The sequence below is a fragment of the Lacipirellula parvula genome, from assembly GCF_009177095.1.
Lineage (GTDB): Bacteria > Planctomycetota > Planctomycetia > Pirellulales > Lacipirellulaceae > Lacipirellula > Lacipirellula parvula.
The window spans coordinates 3,774,075-3,797,992 of sequence record NZ_AP021861.1 but is presented as its reverse complement, the minus strand read 5'-3'; the positions used below and the strand labels follow the sequence as shown (position 1 = coordinate 3,797,992).

The following is a 23,918-nucleotide window of genomic DNA, read 5'->3' as shown; positions in this document are numbered from 1 at the left end:
GGATGCCGTCGCGCGTTGAGGAAACTGCTGGCACTCGCGTTTACAACGCCAGCGCCCGCTCAATCCGCCGCACGCACCGCTCGCGTCCAAGAATCGCGAGCGTCTCGAACAACCCAAAGCCCACTGCCTTGCCGGTGATCGCCACTCGCACCGCGTGAACGAGATCGCCAATCTTCACGCCCTGACGCTCGACGAATTCTTTTAAATGGGCTTCGAGCGCTGCAGGTTCAAACGGCTCGACGTTCGCAAGCTCTGCGGCGTACGACGTGAGCAGCGGTCGCGCGTTTTCCGGCTTCGTGATCCGCTTCTCGACCGCCGCTGCATCATACGGCAGCGCTTCGTCCGCGACGTAGAACTCCGTGTAGTCGATGACGTCGCCCGCCATCTTCACGCGATCGCCGGCCGCTTCCAGAATCGACGACAAATACGGCCCCGTCTCGCACGGCGGCGGCGAAGCGACCAGTCCAGCCTCTTGCAGGAACGGCAGGCACTTCGCCGTCTTCTGCTTCAGCGGCAACTGCTGCATCGCGCGATCTTGAAACGCGAGCAGCTTTTGCGGATCAAAACTCGCCGGCGCCTTGTTCACGCGCTCCAGCGAGAAGTGTTCGATCATCTCTTCGCGAGTGAATTCCTCGCGCTCGCCGTCGAGCGACCAACCAAGCAGCAGCAAGTAGTTCAGCAGTGCGTCAGGCAGGAACCCGATCCGCTCGTAGAAATCGACGATCACCGGATTAAACGTGTCGGCCGTCGTCGCCAGTCCAAGGCGAGTGGCGATCGAGTTGCCCCGCTCCATCAGCGCCGCGAAGTAGCGATTCTTCAGGTACTTGTCGAGCTTTCGCTTGCTCAGCTTCGTCTTGCTCCCCGGCTCCGCCACGTACGGCAAGTGGGCGTAAGCGGGCAACTCGTACCCGAGCGATAGCGCAATGAACACCTGCCGCGGTGTGTTCGGCAAATGCTCCTCGGCCCGAATGACGTGGCTGATCCGCATCGCTTCGTCGTCGACGACCGACGCGAGGTGGTAGAGGCACGTTCCGTCGGCCCGCTGAATGACGTGATCTTGCTCCGACGCCCACGCAAAGCGCACCTCTCCGCGAATGAGGTCGCTCAGCACGAGCTCCCCCTCGCGAGGCATCTTTAGTCGCACGACGCCCTGCCGACCCTCGGCGACGAATTTCGCCGCGTCGGCTTCAGTCTCGGCCATCCAACGGCGGCTATAAGTAAACTGCCCGCCGGCCGCTTGCGCCGCTTCGCGCTCCGCTTGCAACTCTTCGGTCGTCGCGAAATCGCGATAAGCGTGGCCGCTCGCCAGCAGCTTTTCGACCGCCGCTTGGTACAACTCCCCGCGCTGCGACTGATAGTACGGCCCGAACTCGCCCCCCGCCTCGGGGCCTTCGTCCCACTCCATGCCTAGCCAACGGAAGCCGTTCAAAATCGGCGCCAGCGCCGCGTCGACGTTCCGCTGCTGATCGGTGTCGTCGACCCGCAGCAAGAACTGGCCGCCGTGCTTCCGCGCGAAAAGCCAATTGAACAGGGCCGTCCGCACGCCGCCGATGTGAAGGTAGCCGGTCGGGCTGGGAGCAAATCGAGTTCTGACGGTCATCAATCTCTTTCAACGAGGCGAGCAGGCCGAGGACGGGACAATCGGCCTAGCCTACCAAATCGGCCGCCGCCCCCGCGAGGGCCCGCGCTGCGCGGCCCGCCGCTTTACGCGGCCCGATTCTGCCGCCGCAGCCGCTTCTTGTCGGCCTTCGACAGCTTGCGGTTGTCGTAGCCATCCTCGTCTTCGTCCTCGTCGGACCACTCGTCGTCTTGCGCTTCGACTTGCGGCGCCGCCTTGGCTGCGACGGGCTTCACCGGAGCGGGTGCCGCAGCCGCGGCTGGAGTTGAAGTTGCGACAGCCGCCGGCTTCTTTTCCTTTTCGACGACAGCGGGCTTTTCCGGTGCTACCGGCGGGGCGTGATCGATCAGGCCCTGGACGTCGAGCACCACGTAGCGAGCGAACACCATCGCCGCCGCGAGGCAGAACGTCGCGCCCACGAGCGGCAATGCACTCGCTGCGATGCCGGCCCAAGCGGCGGCTGTCGCCGGCACAAAGCCCAGCACTGCTGCGGTCGCAGCGGCATAGCACGCGGCGCCGGTGAGCAGAATCGCCAGGGTCGATCGTGATTCCTTCACTTCGAGAAGTAGGCGAACAAATATCCAGCCGCCGACTAGCGCGAGCGGAGCCAGCCACCACTCGACGCCGGAAGTCGTCAACGACCAGCCGGTCGCAGCCACGGCGCACTTCACGAACAACCCATGCAGCGGAACGACCGCATTGACGCTCATCGCCAGCGCACCACAGCCAACCCATTTCCATACGCGGTATCGGCCCGCGTAGTCGTCGACGCGATGCCGCCGCAGCGAGTAGGTCAGCTTCGCCAGCATCGCGATCATCAGCATTGCGATCGCTGTCGACCATGCCGTAACGCCGGCCGACATGCCGTCGCGCAGATCGCTGGCTGAAACGCCGGGCAATTTGTTCGCAATCGGGTCGGCGAAATGCGTGATCGCCGCCGCCGCCGCCGCCGTGCCGATGCCGGTCAGAATCGTCGATAGCACCGCCAGCTTACGCCGCGGAATGAGATCGGTCACCTGGGGGTGATTTTCAATGTTGGCTTGTTCGCCGTAGCGCGGCGCATCGGGATCGAACGCCTCGTACGCCGTCGCGCCCGCGGCGCTCCGTACCTCGTCGTTCAACACACGCCGCCGTCGTCCTACCCGCGCCATACTGAATGCCACCGAGCCAAGATGATGTTCGTTGTCAGCACAACACCGCGAGCGAGCGGCTCGACTGCTAGCGGCTGCGCGTCGCCGCGCAGCGCTCCCGTCGTCGAGTCGCTCCACCCATACAATCCGCATCGGCATTTCAACCGCGCTAACTGTGAATTGGTCTGGAAGCCGGGGTCGCGGAGATTGGGCAAGGTGGGCGGTTGTCAATTGTCAGTGGGCAGTGGGTGTCGGCTTCGCGTTCTTCAGCTACTGACAACGGGCCGCCGACCATGGACATTGCGGGAAACTTCCATAAATCGTTTTGAGAACGCACCTTACACGATTTTTCTTGACACCTACTGCCTGGCCAGTAGAATCTCGCTGAGGCGACCTACTGTCTAGCCAGTAGACGCCGCGATCCGCGACCACCGGTCGCGGCTTTGCCGTACCCCGAACCCTAACAACTGAACCCTCGATGCTTCCCCCCACCGACCGTGAACTCGACGCATTGAAGGTCCTTTGGGACCGCGGCGAGGCAACCGTCCGCGACGTGTGCGATGCGATGAACGCCCGCGGCGCCGAGCTCGCCTACACGACCGTTCTCAGCCTGCTCCAGGTGATGGAACAGAAGGGGCTCGTCTCCCATCGCCGCGACGGCAAGGCCTATGTCTACCTGCCGCTCATCAAGCGGACGGAAACGTTCCGCCAAATCGCCGGGGGCTTCCTCGAGCGGGTCTTCGACGGCGCCGTCGACGAGTATCTCGTGCATGCCCTCGAATCTCGGCCGCTTGATGCGAAGCAGCTTGATGAACTTCAGGCGATGATCGATGCGGCGCGCAAGCGGGCGGAAGGAACTGGCGACTGACCGTGACGAGCGGCTGACGACCACCGGTCGCGGCTTTTTGGGATTTCCTGAACCCTCGCACCTGAACCCTCTTCCCTGTGAGTCCACCCATGGCGCTTCTTGCCCCCTGGCTCGCCGACTTTCAGCTTCTCGCTGCCGCTCTTCTCCTCAGCGTGATGCTCGCCATCGCCCTGCTCCGCCAACCGGCGCAGCGGCTCGCCGTCGCGAAGTCGACGCTCGTCGCCCTCGCGGCGCTCGCCTTGCTCTGCGCGATTCCCGGCTGGTCGCTCGTGCATTTGCTGAATGAGCAACCGCCGCCAGCTCCCACCGCGAGCTCGGCCCTGCTTGCCGACTTTGCTCCTGCACCGCACGCTCCCGCGATGCCATCCTTCGAACCTGTCGCCGCGGCGCCATCGCCGGTCGTCACCACGATCGCTGAGCCGCCGACGCCTCCGCCCGCCCAACCAATCAACTGGCCCGCCGCGATCGTCACCCTCTACGCCGGGGGCTGCGCGCTCGTCGCGCTCTGGCTCGCCATCGGCGGCCTCCTCGCCCGGCGCGTGCTCAGCCAAGCAACGCCCGCTCCGCCGGAACTTGAGCAACTCCTCGCCCAAATCACCGGCCCCGTCGCCCACCCGCCGCAGCTCCTCCTCAGCAACCACATCGCCGCCCCCGTCGCCATGGGCCTCCGCCGCCCCGCGATCTTACTGCCCGCCTCCACATTCCCCATTCAGCATTCCGCATTCAACCTTTCACCCGCGCAGCTCCTCCCCATCCTCGCCCACGAATGGGCCCACCTCGAGCACCGCGACCTCCACACCCTCGCCGCGACGCGACTACTGCTGATCCTCCTCTGGCCGCAGCCCCTCTTCTGGCTCCTCCGCCGCACGATCCGCCTCGACCAAGAAACCCTCGCCGACGCCGCCGCCGCTGACCGCGCCGGCCGACTCGACTATGCCCAACAACTCCTCGCCTGGGCCCGCACGGCCAGCACACAACGCCCCCCGCGCCTCGCCGGCGCCGTCGGCCTGTGGGAAGGCCCGTCGCAACTCAAACGCCGCATTGCGGTGCTGCTCAACGAAAAATTCAACGTGATGCGATCGTGCTCGGCCGCTTGGCGCCGCGTCTGCATCGCATCGCTCGCCGTCGCGGCGCTAGCGTTGTCGTTGGTTACGCTGCAACCGACGCCTGTCGTTGGCAATGACGACGCTACGAATGCGAAGCCCGCCGCCGGAACTACAGACAACACTGCAGACAACAAAGCCTCAGCTCCCACTGCCGAGCAGCCAGCCGATTTTACTATCGCTCCTGTTGCGCAATACGAAGAGGCAGGAGTTGCTGAACCCAACACTTATGCAGGCATCTGCGTCGACGAACAGGACAAGCCTTTGCCTGGCGTTGAAGTCTCGCTCTTTGTCTACGGGAATTTCGATGTCGGAAATCCTCCAGCCGAGAACGTCGAGCCCGCGGCCGTCATGAAGACCGATGCCTACGGGAGATTCCGCTTTGAGAACGTCGTCGAACTTGCCGAGAATCACGCTGTCGACGCGGCGAGCAAGCAAGTCGCGGTGATTGCGCAGGCGCCAGGCCGCGCCACCGGCGGTTCGCTCGAAAGCATCTCCTTGGTCGCATCTCGCGGCAAGACGAGCCGACTACCGTTAGTTCCCGCGGCCACCTTCTCAGGTCGCGTGACTGACCTCGCCGGCAACCCGATCGCCGACGCGGTCGTTGCCGCCAATTGGGGCTATCTCATTTCGAACGCAGGGCTGCTGACCCGTACCGACGCCGAGGGGCGCTTCCAACTCAACTCAATGCCCCCCGCCACGCCGGTTGTCCCCGCGTCGGTGATCGTCACCCATCCCGACTATGTCGCTAAGTTCGCCAAGCAAGCGTCGAACTCGACCGAGTTCGACGTGAAGATGCGTCATGGTTCGATCATTGCCGGCCGCGTCGTCTATCAGCCGGCCGACCGCAACGGACCACGCGTCCCCGTCGCCGGGGTCCGAGTCTGGGCCGCGGGGAGCAGACCAGTGGTTGCTAATGACGAGGAAGACGGACAGCGAATCGCCGTCACCGACGCCGACGGCCGCTACGAACTACGCGGACTGGTTGGCGGAACCTACGCCGTCAACGCCTCGGCGCCCGATCGCGTGACGGAGGGCCTGGCGGGCATCGAGGCGGGTGCACAATCGCTGCCGATGGAACCAGGAAGTACTGTCGAAGTCCCCGACATGGTTCTCACCGACGGAGCGATCGTCCGGATGAAACTTATCGACGCGGCGACCGGCAAGCCGCTGCTTACCGCCAAGGGGGCGCGAGCCCATATCACGCCACGCCGAATCGCAGACGTCGAGCGGCCTTATGCATTTCGAATCGCTCGCCCAATCGACGAGCAGGCGGAAACGGAACTTCGCCTCCCCGCCGGTCGGTATTCGTTCTTCACGCTCCTCCCCGCAGTCTCCTCCGGATCGGTTTGGACTTCGGTTTCAGAGAGAATCACCACGTCCAACGGTGAGGCCGAGTTCGTGGATGTCGTGGAAGGAGCGACTGTTGAAATCACCGTGCCGATGAGTTCGTTCTCGCCCGCTGATTACCACAACCCAGTCAGTCCGCCCTCCCCCTCCCTCGATCTCCAAATTCCCAGCCTATCGCCCTACTACGCCCCGCAGCCCACGGGCGTCGGCGTTTCCGGTGTGCCGGTGCCGCTAGGCGCCGTTCCTACAACGCCACCTACAACCATCTCGGCGCCGCAGGCGGGCATTGCTCCGCCGACCGCTGCAACAACTGGCGATCGCGAGCGTCAGGCGAAAGAAGTCGCTGAGCGAGGTTCCGCGCTTGGCAAGCAAGTCACCCCCGGCCCTAACGTCTTCATGGGCTTCTGTATCGACGAAGCCGCTCAACCAATTGCTGGCGTCGACGTCTCGCTCTTCGTCTACAACGGCTCCGCTCAGGAAAGCGTCGAACCGCTCGCCCGCACGCGGACGGGCTCCGACGGCAAATTCGAGTTCAATGAGCCAGTCGACGTTGCAAAGGAATTCCCAAACGGAGTTCCTGAGGAAAATTTCGTCACCGCACCGGTGAAGGTCATCGCTGCAGTCGCGAAGTCGCCGGGCCTCACGACCGAGTTTCAAAACGAAGTTCTCCACCGATTCGTGAAGCGAGGCCAAGGCGCCATGCTGCAGATGAAGCCGGCCGGGAAATTGACCGGCCGAGTGACCGATGGGAAAGGGCAACCAGTCGCCGGCGCCGTCGTCAACACGACGTTAAGCGTCGGCGGTTATGTTCCCGGAGCCAATCTCAGTGCTCGTACCGACGCCGACGGCCGCTACACGATCGATGATCTCCCTCGCTTCGACGCCGACGAGCGAGTCCGAGAACTCGCGGCGGCCCGCGAGCGAAAAGAGCCGTGGGCCATGTTCTCGCCGCCGGGCCCAGCCCTCTCGGTCCAGCACTCTGACTTCGCGACGCGGCGCGTCAACCTTCAGGTAGTTCCAGGCGAGTTAAACCTCGCGCTCCTCCCCGGATCCACCGTCAAAGGGCGAGTTGTCGCCAAGTTGCGAGGGCCTAGCGATGAATCGAAGCCCTTAGCGAACGTCCCCGTGTGGATCATGCGGACCATGCAGCCCATTCGCGATCCCAAAGCAGCGTACACACCAGTCGAGCAGCAGACGACAACCGATGACGATGGCAACTACGCCTTCACGTCGCTTCCCGCCAGCGAGTATGCGGTGACCGCGACGGCGCCAGACCTCACGACCGCTGGCGTTACAGGAGTCGCCGTGGGCGCTGGTCAAACGGCGGCCGCCCCCGACGTGGTGTTGACGCCTGGCGCCATCGTTCGCGTGAAACTCCTCGACGCCGCGAACAAGCAGCCGTTCAAATTCGAGGCGGGCCGTAAGGGATACATTTTGCCCCAACGACTGACGTCCGGCGCTATCGGTGCTCCGCGCATGGACTCGCAGATCTCCGACTTCACTGTCGACGGCGTCGGCGAAGCGCAGCTCGCTCCGGGCCGATACGGGCTGTTCGTGTCGATCCCGGGCGAAGGCCTCGATCCCAATCTCGAGTCGCGGTCGCTCGATGGAAAGTCGACGGTGGCGGAATTTGAAGTCCGCGAAGGCGAAACATTGGAACTCGCCGTTCCGCTAATCGAGTTTCCTCTACAAATGGCATCCGGCGTCGTCGCCGCCGTGGCGCCCGCAGCCACCGACGGCGCTGTCGTCGAAACTCAAGCTTCGCCTCCGCCCGAAACGAGCCATTTTCAGCCATCGACGACGCCCGCAGACGGCGAGCAGCCAGGCGCCGTGCCGCTTAAGCCGCAGTCTGCGACTCCATCCATCGACGACGCTGGGAGTCCGGCGGAAAAAACTCCTTCGGCGGCGTACACCGCCCCGTCGAAAACAACGCACCAAACTGTCGGCATGGGCGAATGGGCGCTCACGCCGCTTGAACCTTCCAAGCACCAACCAAACGCCCTCCAGCTCCACATCGTCGACGAGAGCAACCAACCCCTCGCCGGCGTCGAAGCGACGCTCTACAGCGCGGCGTCTTCCCGTGGCGAAGCGAAGCCGATCAAAACGCTCGTGACCGATGCCGCCGGCAACGCCCTCTTCGCCGACGTCGTACCGGCCGATCAAATCGCCCGCTTCGCAGCGCTCAAAGCCGCCGGCGAGTTCATCGGCGGTTCGCAGGGGACTTACCTCATCGCGTTGAAATATCCCGGGCTGGCGACCGCCCTTCTCTACCAGTCGGCAGGAGAACTAGCGCTCGGCGGAAGCAAGCGGACGATCATGCTACGGCCGGCCGTGAAGCTAAGCGGCCGCGTCACCGATCCAGCAGGAAAACCTGTCGCCGACGCCGTCGTCTCCGCCGGGGCGTTTGCCGGTAGCCGCAGCATTGCAGGAGTGAACGCCGTCGCCACCGACGCCGCTGGCCGATTCGAGTTCGACGATCGCGGCCCATTCAAACGCGCAGCGGCGAATGAAGCGAACCAATTCATGAGTTTGGCTGCAACCGCACACTCGCCTGCTCCTCAGCCAAGCCCAGCCGCAGCCGAAGATCCAACGACAAAGAATGTCTCCGATCTTGTCGTCACGCATCCCAAATTCGCCGTCACACGCATCGAAGGGGGCGACGTTCCCGGTAACGCCGACGTTCAAATGCTTGCCGCGACTTCCATCGTCGGTCGCGTGATCGATCACCAATCAGGAGCGCCTGTCGCGGGCGTGACCGTGCAAGCGCTGGGCGATCCGACCGGTCCGCCTCAAATTGAGAAGGAAGGCAACGTCCTGGCCTATCGGGTTCCCTACTCGCACAGCGCGTCGGTTCGCACCGATGCTCAGGGAAACTATCGATTGGATAACTTGCCTGCGGGAACTTACAACCTCTGGGTCGATTCAGAGAGCACGCCTGGCCGGCCGTTCAAGCACGCGTCGCAAGGAGCGAGCGGCGTCGTGACGACGGCCGGCAATGAGCCGACGCAGGCGCCCGACATGATCGTCGGTCGGCCGGCGACAGTGACGGTGCAACTCGTCGACGCCGAGACGGGCGAGCCGTTGCAACTCGATGGCAACGCCGTCGCCGTCCCGATGGCCTTGCGTGGCAGCGATTACCGCCAGCAGCAAAATCCGCATCAGCGCGTGCCGATTTCAAAGGATGGAACGTTCACGTTCAGTTCTTTGCCGGGCAGGTTCCGCATTGGGGTCGAAGTCGTCGACAAACCGGGAATCTCGTATCAAGTCATCTACCGTTCCGGCGATGATTTCGATCGCTCGGCGGCAGCGATCGACCTCCACTTCGGAGAGAGCGTCTCGACAAAGCTGGCCGTCCGCTCCATGCCGCAGCTCCAGCAATTTCGTGCAGAGCAATCCAAGGCCTACGAGCTCCTGAGGGCGGGAAAGTCGGACGAAGCCATCGCCGCCTTTGACGCCATGGTGGCTGCGCGTCCGAACGACTACGAACCGATTTCCGGGCGATGCTACGCGTACCGAACTTCCGGCCACTACGCCGAGGCGATCGCCGACGCAGAAGAAATGCTCAAACGCTTTCCCGATGATTCTCAAGCCAGATACATCTTGGCGGATCTTCTCGCGATATCGCCGGTGGAAGCGACCCGGGACGGAAAGCGGGCCCTCAAGTATGCGGAAGAACTCGTTGCTATGGCGAAAGCCAATCACGCGGATGCAGCGACCATGGCTCGGTATCTTGGTTTCGTAGCCGCGGCTCATGCTGAATCAGGAGATTTCGCTAAGGCCATTGCCGTACAAGAGGAGGCGATTGAATCAATCCCAAGCTCTGAGAACAAAGGGGTGCGTCAATCGTATGAACGACGCTTGGAACTGTATCGAGCAGGCAAACCGTTTCGCGGCGAGCAGAATGGTCCGGAGGAGCGGAGACCAATGCAAGAGCCGGCCAACCAAGGCGCCGTAAAATCACTGCGTTCAGTACCCCTCGCCACCAAGCCCGTCGAACCGCCGCCCGTTTCGCCAACGCTACAGTCCAGCGTCGGTCACGCTGCTATTCAGTCAGCGGACATTCAGGCGGTGAGCCTCATCGATCGCACCAAACCGTGGAGTTACCCGATGGGAGGGCTTGAGCCCAAGCCTTTGCCACTGGAATTTAAAAGCAGCACGCTCGGCGACGCCGTCAAGTAGGTTGGGCTTTCAGCCCGACAGCGTGCCAAGGGGCGCATCCAGCAAGCCCCGGCTATCGTTTGCTGATCATCCAGACGGCGCTGTCGGGCTAAAAGCCCAACCTACGGCAACCGGCCCCTGCCTTGCCGAACCCCCTCTCCCGCGGGACAATCAACGGTTCGCCGCCAGCACCGCCCCTTTGACCCGTCTCCGGGGTTTCATTCAGCGTCTGCCGCAACGCTCCGACTCATCGCCCTTCCGCCCACTTCCCACCCTCGCCCATCCTCTCGTGCCCCAACTCGAGACGATCACCGCCCCCTTTTTCCCCACGCTCGCCGAACTCGGCGAGTTTCGGCTCGTCGCTGTCGACGATATGCCGGCTGACTACCAGACGCTGCTCGCCCACGACGCCCACATGACGGTCACGGTCGAGGCGTTTCACAATTCCATGGTCGACGTCGCCGTGCTCGACGAACACCGGGAAGGCGATTACTACAGCCGCACCAGCCTGCTCATCTGCCGGCAGAGCCGCAAGATTGTCCAGTTCGGCGTCATGCGAATCGATCTGAGCGGGTTGCCGCAGATTGTGCGTGAGGAGATCGAGTCGCGCGGTACGCCGCTGGGGCGGGTGCTCATTCGCCACAACGTGTTGCGGCATGTAGAATTACATCGCCTATGGCGAATTAAGCCTGGGCGCGAATTGCAGCGGCGGTTGATCTATCAGATCGCTCCCGCCGTCAACCAACCTGCTGGAACGGCGGCGTCGACGAGCGACGATTCGTCGATCAGCGTCTTCAACCTTGCGAAACTGCCAACTCAGAAGTCTCTCGACGCCGAACGACTGTACGGCCGCACGGCCCGCATCGTCGTCGAGGGGCGGCCTGCCGTTGAACTCCTGGAGATCGTGAAAGCATGAGCACGAGCACTCTCGAAAAGTCGCCCGCGGAACTGCATGACTCGTACGACTGCATTGTGATGGGCGCGGGGCCGTCGGGTTCGACCACCGCCACGCTTGTCGCGAAGGCGGGGTTCAAGGTGTTGCTCGTCGAGCGCGAACGCTTCCCGCGTCGCCACGTCGGCGAGTCGCTCATGCCCGACATTTACTTCGTATTCGAGAAGCTCGGCATTCTCGACAAGCTGAAGCAAAGCGGCTACGCGAAGAAAGTCGGCGTCCAGTTCGTGAACCACGCCGGCCGCGAGTCGGCGCCGTTCCTGTTCCGTTGGAACGATCCAAACGAGTGGAGCGAAACGTGGCACATCCCGCGGCCTGAGTTCGATCAGATGCTGTTCGACACGGCCGCCGAGAACGGCGCCGACGCTGCACAGGGCGTGCGCGTGCTCGACGTGCTAATGGGAGGCGAACGAGCGGTTGGCGCCAAGTTGCAGTTCACCGGCGCCGACGGCAAAACAGAAACGCGTGAGATTCGCGCGAAGGTCGTCGTCGACGCCACTGGTCAATCGGCGATTCTGTCGAGCAAGCTCGGCCTCCGCCGTGTGAATCCCGACCTCAAGAAGGCGGCGATTTGGGGCCACTTCAAAGGCGCCAAGCGCGACACCGAGCATGGCGGCGTCTACACGATTGTGCTCCACACCAGCCAGCGAAAGAGTTGGTTCTGGTACATACCTCAGGCCGACGATGTGGTGAGCATCGGCGTCGTGGGCGACAACGAGTACATGCTTAAGGGCCGCGGCACGCCGTCGGAAGTCTTCTTCCAAGAGGTCGCCAAGTGCCCTGCCCTCCAGTGGCGGATGGAAGGCTCGACGCAGGTCGACGAACTCGTCGTCGCTAAGGAATTCTCGTACCTCACCGACCGCTCGGCCGGCGACGGCTGGACCCTCGTCGGCGATGCGTGGGGCTTCATCGATCCTGTCTATTCGTCGGGCGTCTTCTTTGCGCTCAAGTCGGGCGAGCTGGCGTCGGAGTGCATTGTCGACGCCCTCCAAGCGAACGATCCGTCGGCCGAACGGCTTGGTAAGTGGGTTCCCGGGTTCAGCGAGAAGACCAACTGGGTTCGCAAGCTGGTTCACGCGTTCTACTCGGGCGGCTTCCGCGTCGGCAAGTTCGTGAAGGAATTCCCGCACCACCGCGGCGAGCTGACCGACCTGCTGGTTGGCCGGGTGTTCAACGATCGCGTCGGCGGGATTTTTAAGGATCTCGACCCGTTCATGGAACGGATGAAGGACGAGCTGCCGCCGGAAGATCCGAACGCCGAACCAGAAGACGCCGACGTGCCGGCGCTGGCTTAGGAAGAATTTTCAACACAGAGGACACAGAGAGCACAGAGGAATTACGAGCATCAGTTATCGAACGCGAGTGAAGTAAGCAGCGGCGTATCGACCGGAAGTCTTCGCATTTCTCCGTGTCCTCTGTGCTCTCTGTGTTGAAAGTATTCATTCTTCGAACTTCTACTGACGTCCCGCATGCGCATCGCCTACCTCGCCGCCGGCGCCGCCGGCATGTACTGCGGGAGTTGTCTCCACGACAACACGCTGGCTGCTGCGCTGTTGAAGCTGGGCGAGGACGTGATCCTCGCGCCGATCTACACGCCGATTCGGACCGACGAAGTCGACGTCAGCGAACCGCGCGTCTTCTTTGGCGGCATCAACGCCTACTTGCAGCAGAAGTTCCCAATCTTCCGCCGCACGCCGCGGTGGCTCGACGGTTGGCTCGACAACCCGAAGCTGCTCAATCTAGCGACCAAGAACGCCGCGAGCGTTGATGCGTCGAAGCTTGGCGATATGACCGTCTCGATGTTGCGGGGCGAGCTCGGCAACCAGCGGAAGGAACTTGAAAAGCTTGTCGATTGGCTCGTCGACGAAGCGAAGCCCGACGTCGTGCACCTTTCGAATTCGATGATGCTCGGCCTCGCGCGGCTCATCCGCCAGCGCGGCGGGCCGCCGATCGTCTGCTCGCTCTCGGGCGAAGACATCTTTCTCGAAAAGCTGACGCCGCCCCACTACGAGCAAGCCCGACAGCTGATCCGCGAGCGGGCCGCTGACGTCGACGCCTTCGTCGCGCTCAACAATTACTTCGCCGATTTCATGGCGGATTATATGAGCGTGCCGCGCGAGCGGATCGAGGTCATCCCGCACGGCCTCGACCTCGCAGGCCATGGCCAGCGCCAGCCGAGCGCCAATGGCGCCCCGCGGCGGATCGGTTACTTCGCCCGCATTTGCTACGACAAGGGGCTGCACCTCCTTATCGACGCGGCGGAGCGGCTGGCCAAAATCCCCCTCCCTCGCAGGGAGGGGCCAGGGGAGGGATTCCCGACGCATCCATCTTCCACAAGCCCGAACCCGTCGCAGCAACAGCAAACCCCTCACCTGACCTCTCCCCTCGGGGGAGAGGGACCAACGCCCCCATTCGAAATCCACGCTGCCGGCTATCTCGGCGGCGGCGATCGCGCGTACCTCGCCGAGATTGAGCAGCGCGTCGCGCGCGGACCCCTCGCCGGCCGTTTCACCTACCATGGTGAGCTCGACCGCACAGAGAAAATCAAATTCCTCCAGTCACTCCACGTGATGGCCGTGCCGACCGTCTACCGCGAGAGCAAAGGGCTGTCGATTCTTGAAGCGCTGGCCAACGCCGTCCCCGTTGTGCTGCCGGCTCACGGGGCGTTCCCAGAATTGCTCGCCGATACCGGCGGCGGCGTCTTGCATGAACCGCTGAGCCCTGACGATCTGGCGGCGAAGCTGGCGGCTATGCTCGCCGACTCGCAAGCGGCCGCCGGCTTTGGCGAGCGCGGTCGGCAGGCGATCGTCGATCGTTACCAAGCGGAAACGATGGCTCGCCGTACGCTCGAACTCTACCGCCGCCTCGTCGCCTAGCAAGGTCCGCCGAGCGCTCCCAATCAACGTCGGCGATCTGCATCTTTTCTTCACCCCGTCTTCACGCAACCCGCGTACGCTGCTGCGAACTGCTTCCCAGTTAGAAGCAGTCACTCGTAAGCGTGGAGCGGTAATGCGGCGATTCGTTCTGTGGTGTGCGGCAATTCTATGCGTTTCTTCCACGGCCTCGGCCGCCGTCCGTAACTCGTTCATGCTGAACGAAGCGAACGCAGTCACTGGCTCGAAGTTTCTCGAGTCGAACAAGTTCGATACGACGCTGGGCCGCCTGCAAGGCAACGGCCAGAATTGGCTTGAGTTCATCACCGTCCAGGGCGATGAACTCGGCGGCGGCAAGTTCAAGAACACGCTCGATTTGCGCGGCTGGAAGTTCGAGTGGGCCTACGACAAGCAGGATCCCGCCGATCCAAACCAATACGGCTCGGGCACGATCATGTTCACCAACGACCCGCTCTGGGCCGCCGTGCCGGTCGGCACGATGCTGACGATCAACGAGTGGAAGCAGGCGTGGTACCAGCCAGTGAGCGATCTCAACGGCGGCCTCGACCGCATGGGCGGCATCGCCGGCCTGGGGCAGCAGCGCGGCGACGCTTACAACCCCGCCATTCACACGCTCAAAGACTTCTCGACCAACGTCGGTTGGAACCCGCTCGCTAACGGCGGCGGCGGCGCGGCGGGCGACTGGAACATCAACATCTGGGCCGGCGAACGAAACGCTGACAACAGCTTCAAGTATTTCAACTTCAGCGGCAGCGTCGTCGACGGCGATCCGAACAATCCGCTGCCGATCGGCTCCGACGAAGCCGGCCTCTACGCAGTGAACAACGACAGCTGGCAGTGGACGATCAAAGACGCCGCCGGCAATGTCGTTCAAGGGCCCCTCGGCGAAACCGGCACGGGCGTCACCGCAGTCAGCCCGATCACGGGGCAACCGGTCGCCGCGAATTGGAGCGTCAACTCGCAGGAAATTGTGCGGCTTGAAGGCTTCGCCGTCGGCTCCAACGCCACGCAGCAGAAGTACCTCGATGCGTGGCTGAACAACTACCAAGATGGTTCGTCGAGCTCGTTCGGCGAGCCGAACATCTGGAGCAGCGGCAGCGGCGTGCAAGACCTCTCGCCGTTGCGGAATTGGCTGAAGACCGGCGATGCGAACCTCGACGGCGTCGTCGACGGCAGCGACTTTCTCGCTTGGCAGCGGGGCTTCGGCAAGGCCCAACCTTCGCTTACGGACGGTGATTTGAACGGCGACGGCGTCGTGGATGGGACCGACCTCGCCGTGTGGCGCGGCGCGTTTGGCGCTGCGGGAACTGTCGCAGTGGCTGCGGTGCCGGAATGCAGCACGGCCTGCTTGGCCGCGATGGCCGCTGTTGGGTTTATTCGTCGCCGCCGTCATCAATAGCCGCACCAAACGGCTCGCTCTGAACACTTACAGGAAAATTCTCGCTCGATGCGTACTCGCAATTATCTTCGCGGCGTGGCTGGATTCACGCTCGTCGAACTTTTGGTAGTGATCGCCATCATCGGCGTTTTGGTCGCGCTATTGCTGCCGGCGGTACAGGCGGCCCGAGAAGCTGCGAGGCGGGGGCAGTGCCTCAACAACATGAAGCAGATGGGGCTTTCGCTGCTCAACTACGAGAGCGCCCGGGGCGCATTCCCGCGCGGACGGTGGAACGTCAATCCTGCCGATACGAGCAAGCACGACGTTGCCGACCGCACGTCCACGAAGAGCAACGACCACTCGTGGCAAGCGGTCGCCCTGCCCTATGCCGAGCAGGCGGGTATTGCCCAGCAATACGATCTGAAGAAGGCTTGGTTTCACGCCGATAATCGCGCGGCCGTGAGCGCACCAATCTCCTTCTTCCGTTGCCCCAGCGTGCCTGAAGGCGATCGATTTGACGCCAACTTTACCTCTGTTCTCAAGCCGGCGGCGGGCGACTACGGTTGCACCAACGGAGTTCGAGCGACTGCGTGGAACTCTGCCCAGCCCTCGCTCGGGCCTTACCCTGGCGACCTCGACGGCATGGATGACAACAGCGATCGCGTGATCGGCGTGCTGACCAAAGTCCTCACGCGTCCTCCCTGCCGTTTGAAGGAGATCACCGACGGGACTTCGAATACGCTGCTAATCTCTGAAGGAGCCGGCAAGCCCGACCTCTACACCAAGGGGCAACGTGGCGACTCGAAAGGGAATCTGACGTCGGTCGCCGAAGGCGTCGGTTGGGCTGATCCCGACAACGGCTTCACCGTGAACAACAACGCGCAGTTCATCAATTACACTAACCTCACCGAGATCTACAGCTTCCACGTCGGCGGGGCGCCTTTTTGCTTCGCCGATGGGCACGTGACGATGATTGGCCAAGAGGTGGAGATGGGCGTGGGGATTGCGCTGCTGACGCGGGCAGGGGACGAGATCCTGCCGGCGGCGTTCTAAAACAAAACCCTGAGGTCCCCTCCCCTTGAGGGGGAGGGTTAGGGAGGGGTGACGGCAGCGGGTACCAGGGCTCCACCCCCTCCCCAGCCCTCCCCTCAAGGGGGAGGGAGCCACAAAATTCATCGCGGTAGCGCGGTCGCTTGAGTAAGCTTCTCTGCAGGAAGCCTCGCCATTCCGGTAGATGCTCCGGCGGGTCGTTGACCCGCGGCTACTGGCGTTCGAGTCGGCCGTCGTTGAGGGTGTGGCGTTGTTGCAGGCGTGCTGCCAAGGGCTCGCTGTGGGTGACGGCGACTAAGATCGCGTTCCGCTCGGCTTGGAGTTCCAGCAGCAGATCGACGATCGCATCGGCGGTGTGGCGGTCGAGGTTGCCGGTCGGTTCGTCGGCAAGCAGGAGCGTCGGTTCACGCAACAGGGCTCGAGCGATGGCGGCGCGTTGGCGTTCGCCGCCGGAGAGTTGGGCCGGCCGATGGTGACGCCGCTCCGCAAGGCCGACGCGATCGAGCAGTTGCTCCGCCCGCTCCACATCGGCTGAGCCTGCCGCGCCATCAGCGAGCATCGGCACCAGGACGTTCTCCAGCACCGAGCACTGCGGCAGCAGGTGGTGGTCCTGAAAGATGAAGCCGACCTGCCGGCTGCGGAACTTCGCCAGTTCCGGCTCGCTGAGGCTGAACGGCGCCGCGCCGCCGAGTTCGTATGTTCCGGTCGAGGGCGTTTCGAGCGTGCCGAGGATCGACAGCAGCGTGCTCTTGCCCGAGCCGCTGGGGCCGACGATCGCGGCTGACTCGCCCCGCTCCAACTGCAGCGTCGCCTCGCGCAAGACGACGAGCTCGCCGTCGGCGATGGGGTACGACTTCGCGAGCGATGAAGCGTTGAGCGTGGGCATGGCCGCATTGTAGCGAGTGCCGGCGGCCGCCACACAAAGCGTCGGTTTAATCTACATCGCGTACTTGCGGAGCCCGTCGGCGATCTCCGCCGGGATCGGCCGCGAGACGGGCGGCTGCCCATGGACCACGCGGCAACAGACGCTCGTCATCTTGCCGATGGCAAGCAGCGTCCCCGCGCGAGTAAAGCGGAACTCATAGCTGATGCTCTTCGTCCCGATGCGAGTGACCGAGACGGCAATATCAAGAATCTCCTCGCAGCGGGCCGGCGACGAGTAGTCGCACGCGGCGCTCACGCGGGGGAAGCTGATCAGCTCGCCGTCGACCTCGGTGTGCAGGCTCAGCCCGAGCGAGCGATAGAGTTCATGCTCCGCCGACTCCATGTAGATGAAGAAGGAGGCGAAGTGCATGATGCCGGCCATGTCGGTGTCGTGGAATTCAACCAGACGCGACGTGTGGAACGGCTCGGGCATGGAGGAGGTGATCGGTGATCGGGGACTGGTGATCGGAAACGCGAACCGCTCGAACGAAGCGCACGTCATCACCCGGCTAGCCACCGAGATTCGATGATTGGCGATCGGTAAGAGAAGCCGATGGCTTCGATCTTTACCGATCACCGATCACCAGTAACCGATCACTAGCTTGCTAGCCGCCGATGTACGGCATCAGACCCATGAAGCGGGCCCGCTTGATCGCCTTCGCGACGGCGTGCTGGCTCGACGCGTGGCAACCGGTCTTGCGGCGGCTGACGATGCGGCCGTGACGGTTGGTCAGCTTGCTCAGCAGGTCAAGATCCTTGTAGTCGATGAACATCGGCCGGGGGCGGACGCCGTCCACGCAGACGGGGTCCTTCTTGACGACGCGGCGGGTCGAGGTCGGTTTGCGCTCGGGAATCATAGCAGAACGGTATACGGTGAATCGATGGTGCTAGCCGTACGTTTGGCCAGCAGAGCCCTGTATTGTAGCGAGGGGCCCCGGGGACGCAAGATGCGTTGTGGGGGCGGGTTGCGTTGATTTTTCGGACGGATGGCGCGTGGGGGCGGCGTGGTTTAAGTGCCGCTCCGGCGGGGGCGTTGCCCCGCGGCTACTTAGGCGACCCGTTCGAAGGGGAGGTGGAGCCAGGTTTCCTCGGAGGGCGAGGTGGCTGGCAGGCGGTACTCGTACTCCACCACCATGCGGGTTAATTCGGCAACCGAGTCGGCTTGCATCACGTCGAAAATCCGCCGGCGGCGGTTTTCGATGGTTCGCAGGCTCACGTCGAGCCGCTTGGCCATGGTGCGGTTCTTGGAACCTTCCATGATCAACTTCAGGACTTCGCGATCTTGCGGCGAGAGACGCTTAAACCGCTCTTCCAGCTCCTGCTGGCGGCGGTGGCGGCTAACCTCGCTAACGCTGCGCGAAACGCCCTCTTGGATGAAGCCCCACAGCTCGTCGTCGCGGAACGGCTTGTCGAGCACTGCGACTGCCCCGCGGCGCAGGGCTCGGACGGTGGTCGAGGTTTCGGCGTAGGCGGTGATGATGATCACCGGCAGGGTCGAGGAACGCTCGTTGAGACGCTGGAGGAGCTCCATGCCGTCGACGCCGCTCATCCGCAGGTCGGTGATGACGCAGCCGACCTGATAGTCGTCGAGCTCTTGGAGAGCTTCGAGGAAATCGCGCGGGTTCTGGAACGTCCGGACTTCGTAGTTAAACGTCCGGACCAGCTCAGAGACGGCTCGCCCGGCTTGGGCGTCGTCGTCAATCACAAATACAATCGGTTCTGACATTTCTGGGACAGGTTGGGCCTGGCTCCGGGATTCGAGCAACTGGGCCAACTCGGCGCCATCGCGGCGTGAGCGACGGCTGGTAGTGGGCGGGAGGGACATGGGAGGCCCCTTGGGTTGATGCAGGCAGCCAAGAAAGACGACCGCTGCGGACGCCATTGACTAATCCAATAATACATGCCTCGGCTAGCAGGCGTATCAGCAGAAACCGTCGTTTCCGTGCGGCTTGCCGCAGAGAACGCGCTGCTCCCCGAAACGACCGGTCGACTCGATCGACTCGCCGCTAACGCTCGGCTTCCGCTAATCGCCGCAAACGCGAGCCTCAGCCTCCGGCAGGCGGCTTCTTCTCGCCCTCGATCGCGACCACCATCCGCACGAGTTCCGCCAGCGAATCAGCGCCCATTTTTTGGAAGACATTTTGGCGATGGAGCTCGACGGTTCGCAGGCTCACGTCCATGCGGCGCGCGATCACCTTGTTGGCTTCGCCCGCGGCGACGTGCGACAGGACGTCCCGTTCTTTCGCGGTGAGGCTGTCGAAGCGAGCTTGAATCTCGCCGATGTTCGCCTGCTCCGAGCGGGCGGCGCGATCGGCCGCGAGGCCGTCGCGGATCGCTTCCCACAGTTCGTCATCGCGGCAGGGCTTTTCAAGCAGCGTGAGGGCGCCGTTCTTCATGGCGCGGACCGTGCCGGGGGTCGTCGCGAAGCCGGTGAGGACGACGACGGAGATGTCGACGCCGCGGCGAATGAGCTCTTCCTGCAATTCGAGCCCGCTCATGCCGATCATACGGACGTCGGTGACCAGGCACGCCGGGCGGCGGCCGTCGTAACCGCTGAGAAACTCCTCAGCGGAGTTGAACCCGATGGTGGCGACGCCCATCGCTTCGATGAGCGTCGTCACCGCTTTGCGGGCTTGTGCGTCGTCGTCGACGACGTATACCGTTGGTTGATCTTCGCTCACGGACGTTCTCCCGAAATAGGCAACGTGAGAATAAAGGTCATGCCGGGGCCGTCGGCGTTGCGTTCAGCCCAGAGATCGCCGCCATGGGCTTCAGCGATGCTTTTGCACAGGACAAGCCCCATGCCCATGCCCTCTTGCTTGGTCGTGAAGAAGGCTTCGAAGAGGCGCGTCATCCCCTCGTCGTCGACGCCGCTGCCGGCGTCGGAGACGGAGATCGCGAGCTCTTTCCCTTCCGTCTTGGTGCGGACGTGGATGATTCGTTCGTTCTGAGGAGTTTGCTCCATCGCCTCGCAGGCGTTGATGAGCAGATTCACCACCAGCTGTTCTAGTTGAATACGATCGCCCAGGATCGTCGGCGAGTCGTCCGTCAGTTCCAGGCGGACCACCGCTCCGGTGCGGCGGATGACGTAGCCCGCCAACTCGGTTGCTTCTTTGACGATGCAGTTGATCTGAAACGCCTCGAGTTCGAACGGTTGCGCCTTCGTAAACTCCCGGAGGCGACGGATGATGCCGACGGTGCGCGTGATTGCCTGCGAAATCTCCTCGGCGCACTCGATGGCCTTCTCGACTTTGCCGGGCCCGCCGGTTTGTAGGTTGCGGCGGGCGGCTTCGGCGAAGGTCTTGGCCGCGTGGAGCGGCTGATTGATTTCGTGGGCGATGCCGGCGACCATTTCGCCCATCGTCGCCAATCGCGAGAGGTGCGCGAGGTGGGCTTCCTTCTGACGCAGCAGGTCGGCGGCGGCTTTCAGCGCCGTGACGTCGCGGCCGACCGATTGATATTCGGCGATCTCGCCGTCGGGACTGAACTTGGCGCGGGTGTTCCACTGCACCCAAGGCCAGCTGCCGTCGCGTCGCGCGACGCGGATTTCGTAATTGACCGAAGGATTCTGCGGAGTGATCGAATCGAGCGCGGCGTGGAAAATGCTTTGCGTATCGGGGTGGATCTGCGGCACGAAGCTCGTGCCGACGAGTTCGGCCGCCGTAACGCTGTGAAATCGGCAGAAGGCTTCGTTGACGAAGGTTCGTACCCCGCTTGGCTTCCAGCGCACGATAAAGTCGTTGAGCGTTTCGATGACGTCGCGGTAGCGGGCTTCGTTGGCGCGCAGTTCCTCGTTGATCGAGGTGAGCTCGCCGGTGCGGAAGGCGACGTGCCGTTCGAGGTCTTCGTTCGATTTGCGGATCCGCCGATCGATCGCGTCGGCCTCGGTGACGTCCTTGCTGATGCCTTCGATCGACTTGATCCGGCCGTCAACGCCGAAGACGGGCCACTCGTCGATTTCCATCACGCGGACGGCGCCGTTGTGGTGACGAACTTCGATCCGTTCCGTGTGAACCGCTCGCCGCCCTGCTTCGATGTCCTGGATGAACTGATCGACCATTGCGTGCCCGGCGGCAGGGTCGGCAAACGTATCGCGGGCGTAAACCCCGATCATCTGCTCAGGTTCGTAGCCGAGGACGTTCTTCGTCGACGGGCTGACGTACGTGATGCGGCCTTCGGCGTCGCGGGAGTAGATGATGTAGTCGTTGCGGAGGCCTTCGACGAGTCGGTTGTAGCGCCGCTCGCTGTCTTGCATCGTCAGCACCGCTTGGACGCGGACTGTGAGGTCCTCGGCCATGTAATCGATCGCGGGGCCTTCCTCGCTGGGAGCGGGTTGCTCGCGGAGGATCAGGTAGATCAACTCACCGCTATTCTTCCGGCCGATCGATCGCCGGAGGCCGGGCGGATCGTACTGGATGAAGCGGCCGGAGGCGTCGAGGAACTTCGCCAGCAGCGGGTGATCGACGTCGAAGTAATCGTGATAGTCGCGGCCGACGAGCTCGTCGGGGTCGTAGCCCATTTGCTCCTGCACCGACGGCGAAACTGCGAGGAGCCGGTTCTTCGCATCGACGCGGAAAAAGATCCGCTCGCGCTGGAGCACGTCGCACCAGCCGTCGATAAGCGACGCCGGGTCGGCGGCTGCGTCGGTTGTGGATCGCGATGGGGCCACAGGACTTTCAGGTTGAAGAGAGAAGCGTGCGGCGTCTCACCCATTTGGGGAGTGATCGCCGGCGGCAGTCGTTGGTCGATCGAACGGCTGCCACACGCCGCGTGCCTTATTGTGGCGGCTGCCGCTCGCGCGGCAACTCTATTTCTCGGAATCGATCATCAGGCCTGATAAACTGTGCGGCCTGGGAAACGCCCGAGCCAATTTTCGCCACGTCAGTATTGTATCCGGCAGACGAACTCGCCTGCCACGGTGAATTCCTGGCCACCCCCCTCGCGGCGTACGGGCCGCAGGATGACGGCGGGCATCGAGATGCTTTCGATCAAAAACTCCACAGCAAAGTACGCGGCCGACGTGGGGTTTGAGATCGACAGTCCGAGTCCGCCGCAGCTGACGTCGATTGTGTGGGCGGTCGTCAGCGGACCGGCGATGCGGAAGTCGGCCGCCAGGGGCAAGACCGAGACCGGCGTCACGACCGGGTAACGCAACTGGCTGCGCGATTCGCCGGTGCGCGTGACGGCGCTGCGGGTGCATTGCTGAAGTTGCAGCAGGTCTTCGCTCGACAGTTCCGGCTGCTGGTTCGGAGCGGCGAGCGCGGCTCGCTCGATGACGTCCATGTAAAAGGCTTGGCGAACGCCCCCCTGGAACGTCGTGCCCAAACGCTTTTGCGGAGCGGCGAGGTAGAGCGCGTCGCACGTGCGGCAGCGCCAGGGCATCGCGGGATGATCGGGCGTGGGGTGGACGAGGGCGATGCTCGAGCCGCAGGCGCCGCACGAGTCGATACCGTTTCTGCCCTGCCGGCGGTCGATGGCGTACTTCGATTTGGACATGGCGGGCGATCGGCGGCGGCGCGGGTGTCGATGACCGAGGAGCCAAAGTCTAGGCTCGCGGTGGGCGGCGGAATCGCGCGATGTGGCGCCATGCGGAGGGATGGCGAGCGGCGGGGCGATGCAACCCGCAGAACCGGTGCGAGCGCGCGTGCGATTAAAAGCCATTGGCTCTGCCGATGGGCGGAGTGAATGGGCGGCGGATTGGCAGTTCGTCCACCGGCGGAGCCGGTGGCTTTTATGGGTTTGCAAAAAAAGAAGCCGCCGCACAGCAGGTGCTGTGCAACGGCTTCTGTCAGGAGTCTTCGTTCTTATCGCTAGAAACTAGCGCGACCGGCGGCGGAGCGCGGCGATCGCCACGGCGCCGAGGCCGGCGAGCGCGAGCGTCGCTGGTTCAGGAACCAGCGTGAACCGGCCCGGGTTGCCGATGTCGCCGCCGACGCTGGCGACCGAGCCGAAGCTGTCGCCGTTCGCAGCGAATTGCCACTGCAGCACGTTGTTGGCGCCGAGGGCGGCGAGCGACGAGGGAATGCCGCTCTTGTTTTGGGTGCGGATCGAGCCGGCGATGCCTTGGTCGTCGTAGGTGAGGCGATCGACGAGCGTCGTGCCGTTGTAGATGTTCACTTCGTCGGCGCGGCCGAGGTTGGTCGTGTTGCCGCCGAACACTTTCACGCTACCCGGCAGGTTCCACGCGGTGCGGAACGCGGCGTCGGCCGTTTCGGTGACGATGAACGATTCTCCGGCGGCGATCGTGCCGAGCGAGGCGAGCGAGACCTGCCCCGGGGTGCGGGCCGAGTCGGTGTAGCTCCAGCCGGTGAGATCGACGGGCGCCGCGCCCGTGTTGGTAAATTCGATAAATTCGCCGTTGGCGCCGGCGTACATCCACTCGGTGATCTGGATCGCGGCGTCGGCGCGCCCCGTCAACAGGGCCGCGATGGCCAACGTGCAAATGGTTAAAGCCCGCTTCATGAGCATCCCTCTTCGTCGAAGTCCACGATGT

Annotated in this window: 17 protein-coding genes; 7 read left to right on the top strand and 10 right to left on the bottom strand. The window is 63.5% G+C overall.

The features are described from left to right. Positions 1 to 40: 40 nt before the first annotated feature. Together gltX and PLANPX_RS14860 are read right to left on the bottom strand one after the other, a co-directional pair. Positions 41 to 1,600 (bottom strand): glutamate--tRNA ligase, encoded by a 1,560-nt coding sequence (gltX, locus tag PLANPX_RS14865; protein WP_152099493.1) that lies wholly within the window; start codon positions 1,598 to 1,600, stop codon positions 41 to 43. Positions 1,601 to 1,704: 104 nt separating this feature from the next. Further along, positions 1,705 to 2,739 (bottom strand): hypothetical protein, encoded by a 1,035-nt coding sequence (locus PLANPX_RS14860; RefSeq protein ID WP_232536125.1) that lies wholly within the window; start codon positions 2,737 to 2,739, stop codon positions 1,705 to 1,707. Positions 2,740 to 3,226: 487 nt separating this feature from the next. On the opposite strand from PLANPX_RS14860, the gene PLANPX_RS14855 reads away from it, so the two are divergent. From PLANPX_RS14855 to PLANPX_RS14825, 7 genes are all read left to right on the top strand, one after another. Next, the gene (locus tag PLANPX_RS14855; protein WP_152099491.1) at positions 3,227 to 3,616 is read left to right on the top strand and encodes a BlaI/MecI/CopY family transcriptional regulator; all 390 of its coding nucleotides are present in this window, start codon (positions 3,227 to 3,229) and stop codon (positions 3,614 to 3,616) included. An 89-nt stretch (positions 3,617 to 3,705) separates the two neighbouring features. Then, positions 3,706 to 10,248 carry a carboxypeptidase regulatory-like domain-containing protein gene (locus PLANPX_RS14850; RefSeq protein ID WP_152099490.1) on the top strand — a complete coding sequence of 2,181 codons (6,543 nt, stop codon included), beginning with the start codon at positions 3,706 to 3,708 and terminating at the stop codon, positions 10,246 to 10,248. Between the two features lie 268 nt (positions 10,249 to 10,516). Then, positions 10,517 to 11,143, top strand: coding sequence for a hypothetical protein (locus PLANPX_RS14845; protein ID WP_152099489.1), 627 nt, complete (start codon positions 10,517 to 10,519; stop codon positions 11,141 to 11,143). Then, positions 11,140 to 12,474 carry an NAD(P)/FAD-dependent oxidoreductase gene (locus PLANPX_RS14840; protein ID WP_152099488.1) on the top strand — a complete coding sequence of 445 codons (1,335 nt, stop codon included), beginning with the start codon at positions 11,140 to 11,142 and terminating at the stop codon, positions 12,472 to 12,474. The genes PLANPX_RS14845 and PLANPX_RS14840 overlap by 4 nt, the downstream gene beginning before the upstream one ends. 174 nt (positions 12,475 to 12,648) lie before the next feature. Beyond that, positions 12,649 to 14,055 (top strand): glycosyltransferase family 4 protein, encoded by a 1,407-nt coding sequence (locus tag PLANPX_RS14835; protein WP_152099487.1) that lies wholly within the window; start codon positions 12,649 to 12,651, stop codon positions 14,053 to 14,055. Positions 14,056 to 14,188: 133 nt separating this feature from the next. Beyond that, positions 14,189 to 15,472, top strand: a complete 1,284-nt coding sequence (locus tag PLANPX_RS14830; RefSeq protein ID WP_152099486.1) for a dockerin type I repeat-containing protein — start codon at positions 14,189 to 14,191, stop codon at positions 15,470 to 15,472. 48 nt (positions 15,473 to 15,520) lie between these two features. Continuing rightward, a complete protein-coding gene (locus PLANPX_RS14825) occupies positions 15,521 to 16,504 on the top strand; it encodes a DUF1559 domain-containing protein (RefSeq protein WP_152099485.1) in 984 nt (327 codons plus the stop codon). A 208-nt stretch (positions 16,505 to 16,712) separates the two neighbouring features. Here the strand turns inward: PLANPX_RS14825 and PLANPX_RS14820 are convergent, their stop codons facing one another. The 8 genes from PLANPX_RS14820 to PLANPX_RS14785 form a co-directional block, all read right to left on the bottom strand. After that, complete coding sequence (locus tag PLANPX_RS14820) at positions 16,713 to 17,387, bottom strand: ABC transporter ATP-binding protein (RefSeq protein WP_152099484.1); 675 nt, start codon at positions 17,385 to 17,387, stop codon at positions 16,713 to 16,715. Between the two features lie 51 nt (positions 17,388 to 17,438). After that, positions 17,439 to 17,858, bottom strand: a complete 420-nt coding sequence (locus tag PLANPX_RS14815) for an acyl-CoA thioesterase (RefSeq protein ID WP_152099483.1) — start codon at positions 17,856 to 17,858, stop codon at positions 17,439 to 17,441. Positions 17,859 to 18,030: 172 nt separating this feature from the next. After that, positions 18,031 to 18,282 (bottom strand): 30S ribosomal protein S18, encoded by a 252-nt coding sequence (gene rpsR / locus PLANPX_RS14810; protein WP_232536124.1) that lies wholly within the window; start codon positions 18,280 to 18,282, stop codon positions 18,031 to 18,033. Between the two features lie 191 nt (positions 18,283 to 18,473). Next, positions 18,474 to 19,250 carry a response regulator transcription factor gene (locus tag PLANPX_RS14805; RefSeq protein ID WP_172992077.1) on the bottom strand — a complete coding sequence of 259 codons (777 nt, stop codon included), beginning with the start codon at positions 19,248 to 19,250 and terminating at the stop codon, positions 18,474 to 18,476. Positions 19,251 to 19,470: 220 nt separating this feature from the next. Beyond that, positions 19,471 to 20,106: a response regulator transcription factor gene (locus PLANPX_RS14800; protein ID WP_152099481.1), complete on the bottom strand. Its 636-nt coding sequence runs from the start codon at positions 20,104 to 20,106 to the stop codon at positions 19,471 to 19,473. Then, entirely contained in the window at positions 20,103 to 22,094 is a 1,992-nt protein-coding gene (locus PLANPX_RS14795; RefSeq protein ID WP_152099480.1) for a PAS domain S-box protein, read from the bottom strand. Before PLANPX_RS14795 ends, PLANPX_RS14800 begins: the two co-directional genes overlap by 4 nt. A 212-nt stretch (positions 22,095 to 22,306) precedes the next feature. Further along, complete coding sequence (locus PLANPX_RS14790; protein ID WP_152099479.1) at positions 22,307 to 22,921, bottom strand: PilZ domain-containing protein; 615 nt, start codon at positions 22,919 to 22,921, stop codon at positions 22,307 to 22,309. 321 nt (positions 22,922 to 23,242) lie between these two features. Continuing rightward, entirely contained in the window at positions 23,243 to 23,887 is a 645-nt protein-coding gene (locus tag PLANPX_RS14785; RefSeq protein WP_152099478.1) for a lamin tail domain-containing protein, read from the bottom strand. Positions 23,888 to 23,918: the final 31 nt, after the last annotated feature.

Bases quoted from the DNA above. Each gene is read 5' to 3' on its own strand.
- gltX (WP_152099493.1), bottom strand. From the start codon at position 1,600: ATGACCGTCAGAACTCGATTTGCTCCCAGCCCGACCGGCTACCTTCAC.
- PLANPX_RS14855 (WP_152099491.1), top strand. From the start codon at position 3,227: ATGCTTCCCCCCACCGACCGTGAACTCGACGCATTGAAGGTCCTTTGG.
- PLANPX_RS14850 (WP_152099490.1), top strand. From the start codon at position 3,706: ATGGCGCTTCTTGCCCCCTGGCTCGCCGACTTTCAGCTTCTCGCTGCC.
- PLANPX_RS14840 (WP_152099488.1), top strand. From the start codon at position 11,140: ATGAGCACGAGCACTCTCGAAAAGTCGCCCGCGGAACTGCATGACTCG.
- PLANPX_RS14835 (WP_152099487.1), top strand. From the start codon at position 12,649: ATGCGCATCGCCTACCTCGCCGCCGGCGCCGCCGGCATGTACTGCGGG.
- PLANPX_RS14830 (WP_152099486.1), top strand. From the start codon at position 14,189: ATGCGGCGATTCGTTCTGTGGTGTGCGGCAATTCTATGCGTTTCTTCC.
- PLANPX_RS14825 (WP_152099485.1), top strand. From the start codon at position 15,521: ATGCGTACTCGCAATTATCTTCGCGGCGTGGCTGGATTCACGCTCGTC.
- PLANPX_RS14820 (WP_152099484.1), bottom strand. From the start codon at position 17,387: ATGCCCACGCTCAACGCTTCATCGCTCGCGAAGTCGTACCCCATCGCC.
- PLANPX_RS14815 (WP_152099483.1), bottom strand. From the start codon at position 17,858: ATGCCCGAGCCGTTCCACACGTCGCGTCTGGTTGAATTCCACGACACC.
- rpsR (WP_232536124.1), bottom strand. From the start codon at position 18,282: ATGATTCCCGAGCGCAAACCGACCTCGACCCGCCGCGTCGTCAAGAAG.
- PLANPX_RS14805 (WP_172992077.1), bottom strand. From the start codon at position 19,250: ATGTCCCTCCCGCCCACTACCAGCCGTCGCTCACGCCGCGATGGCGCC.
- PLANPX_RS14790 (WP_152099479.1), bottom strand. From the start codon at position 22,921: ATGTCCAAATCGAAGTACGCCATCGACCGCCGGCAGGGCAGAAACGGT.
- PLANPX_RS14785 (WP_152099478.1), bottom strand. From the start codon at position 23,887: ATGAAGCGGGCTTTAACCATTTGCACGTTGGCCATCGCGGCCCTGTTG.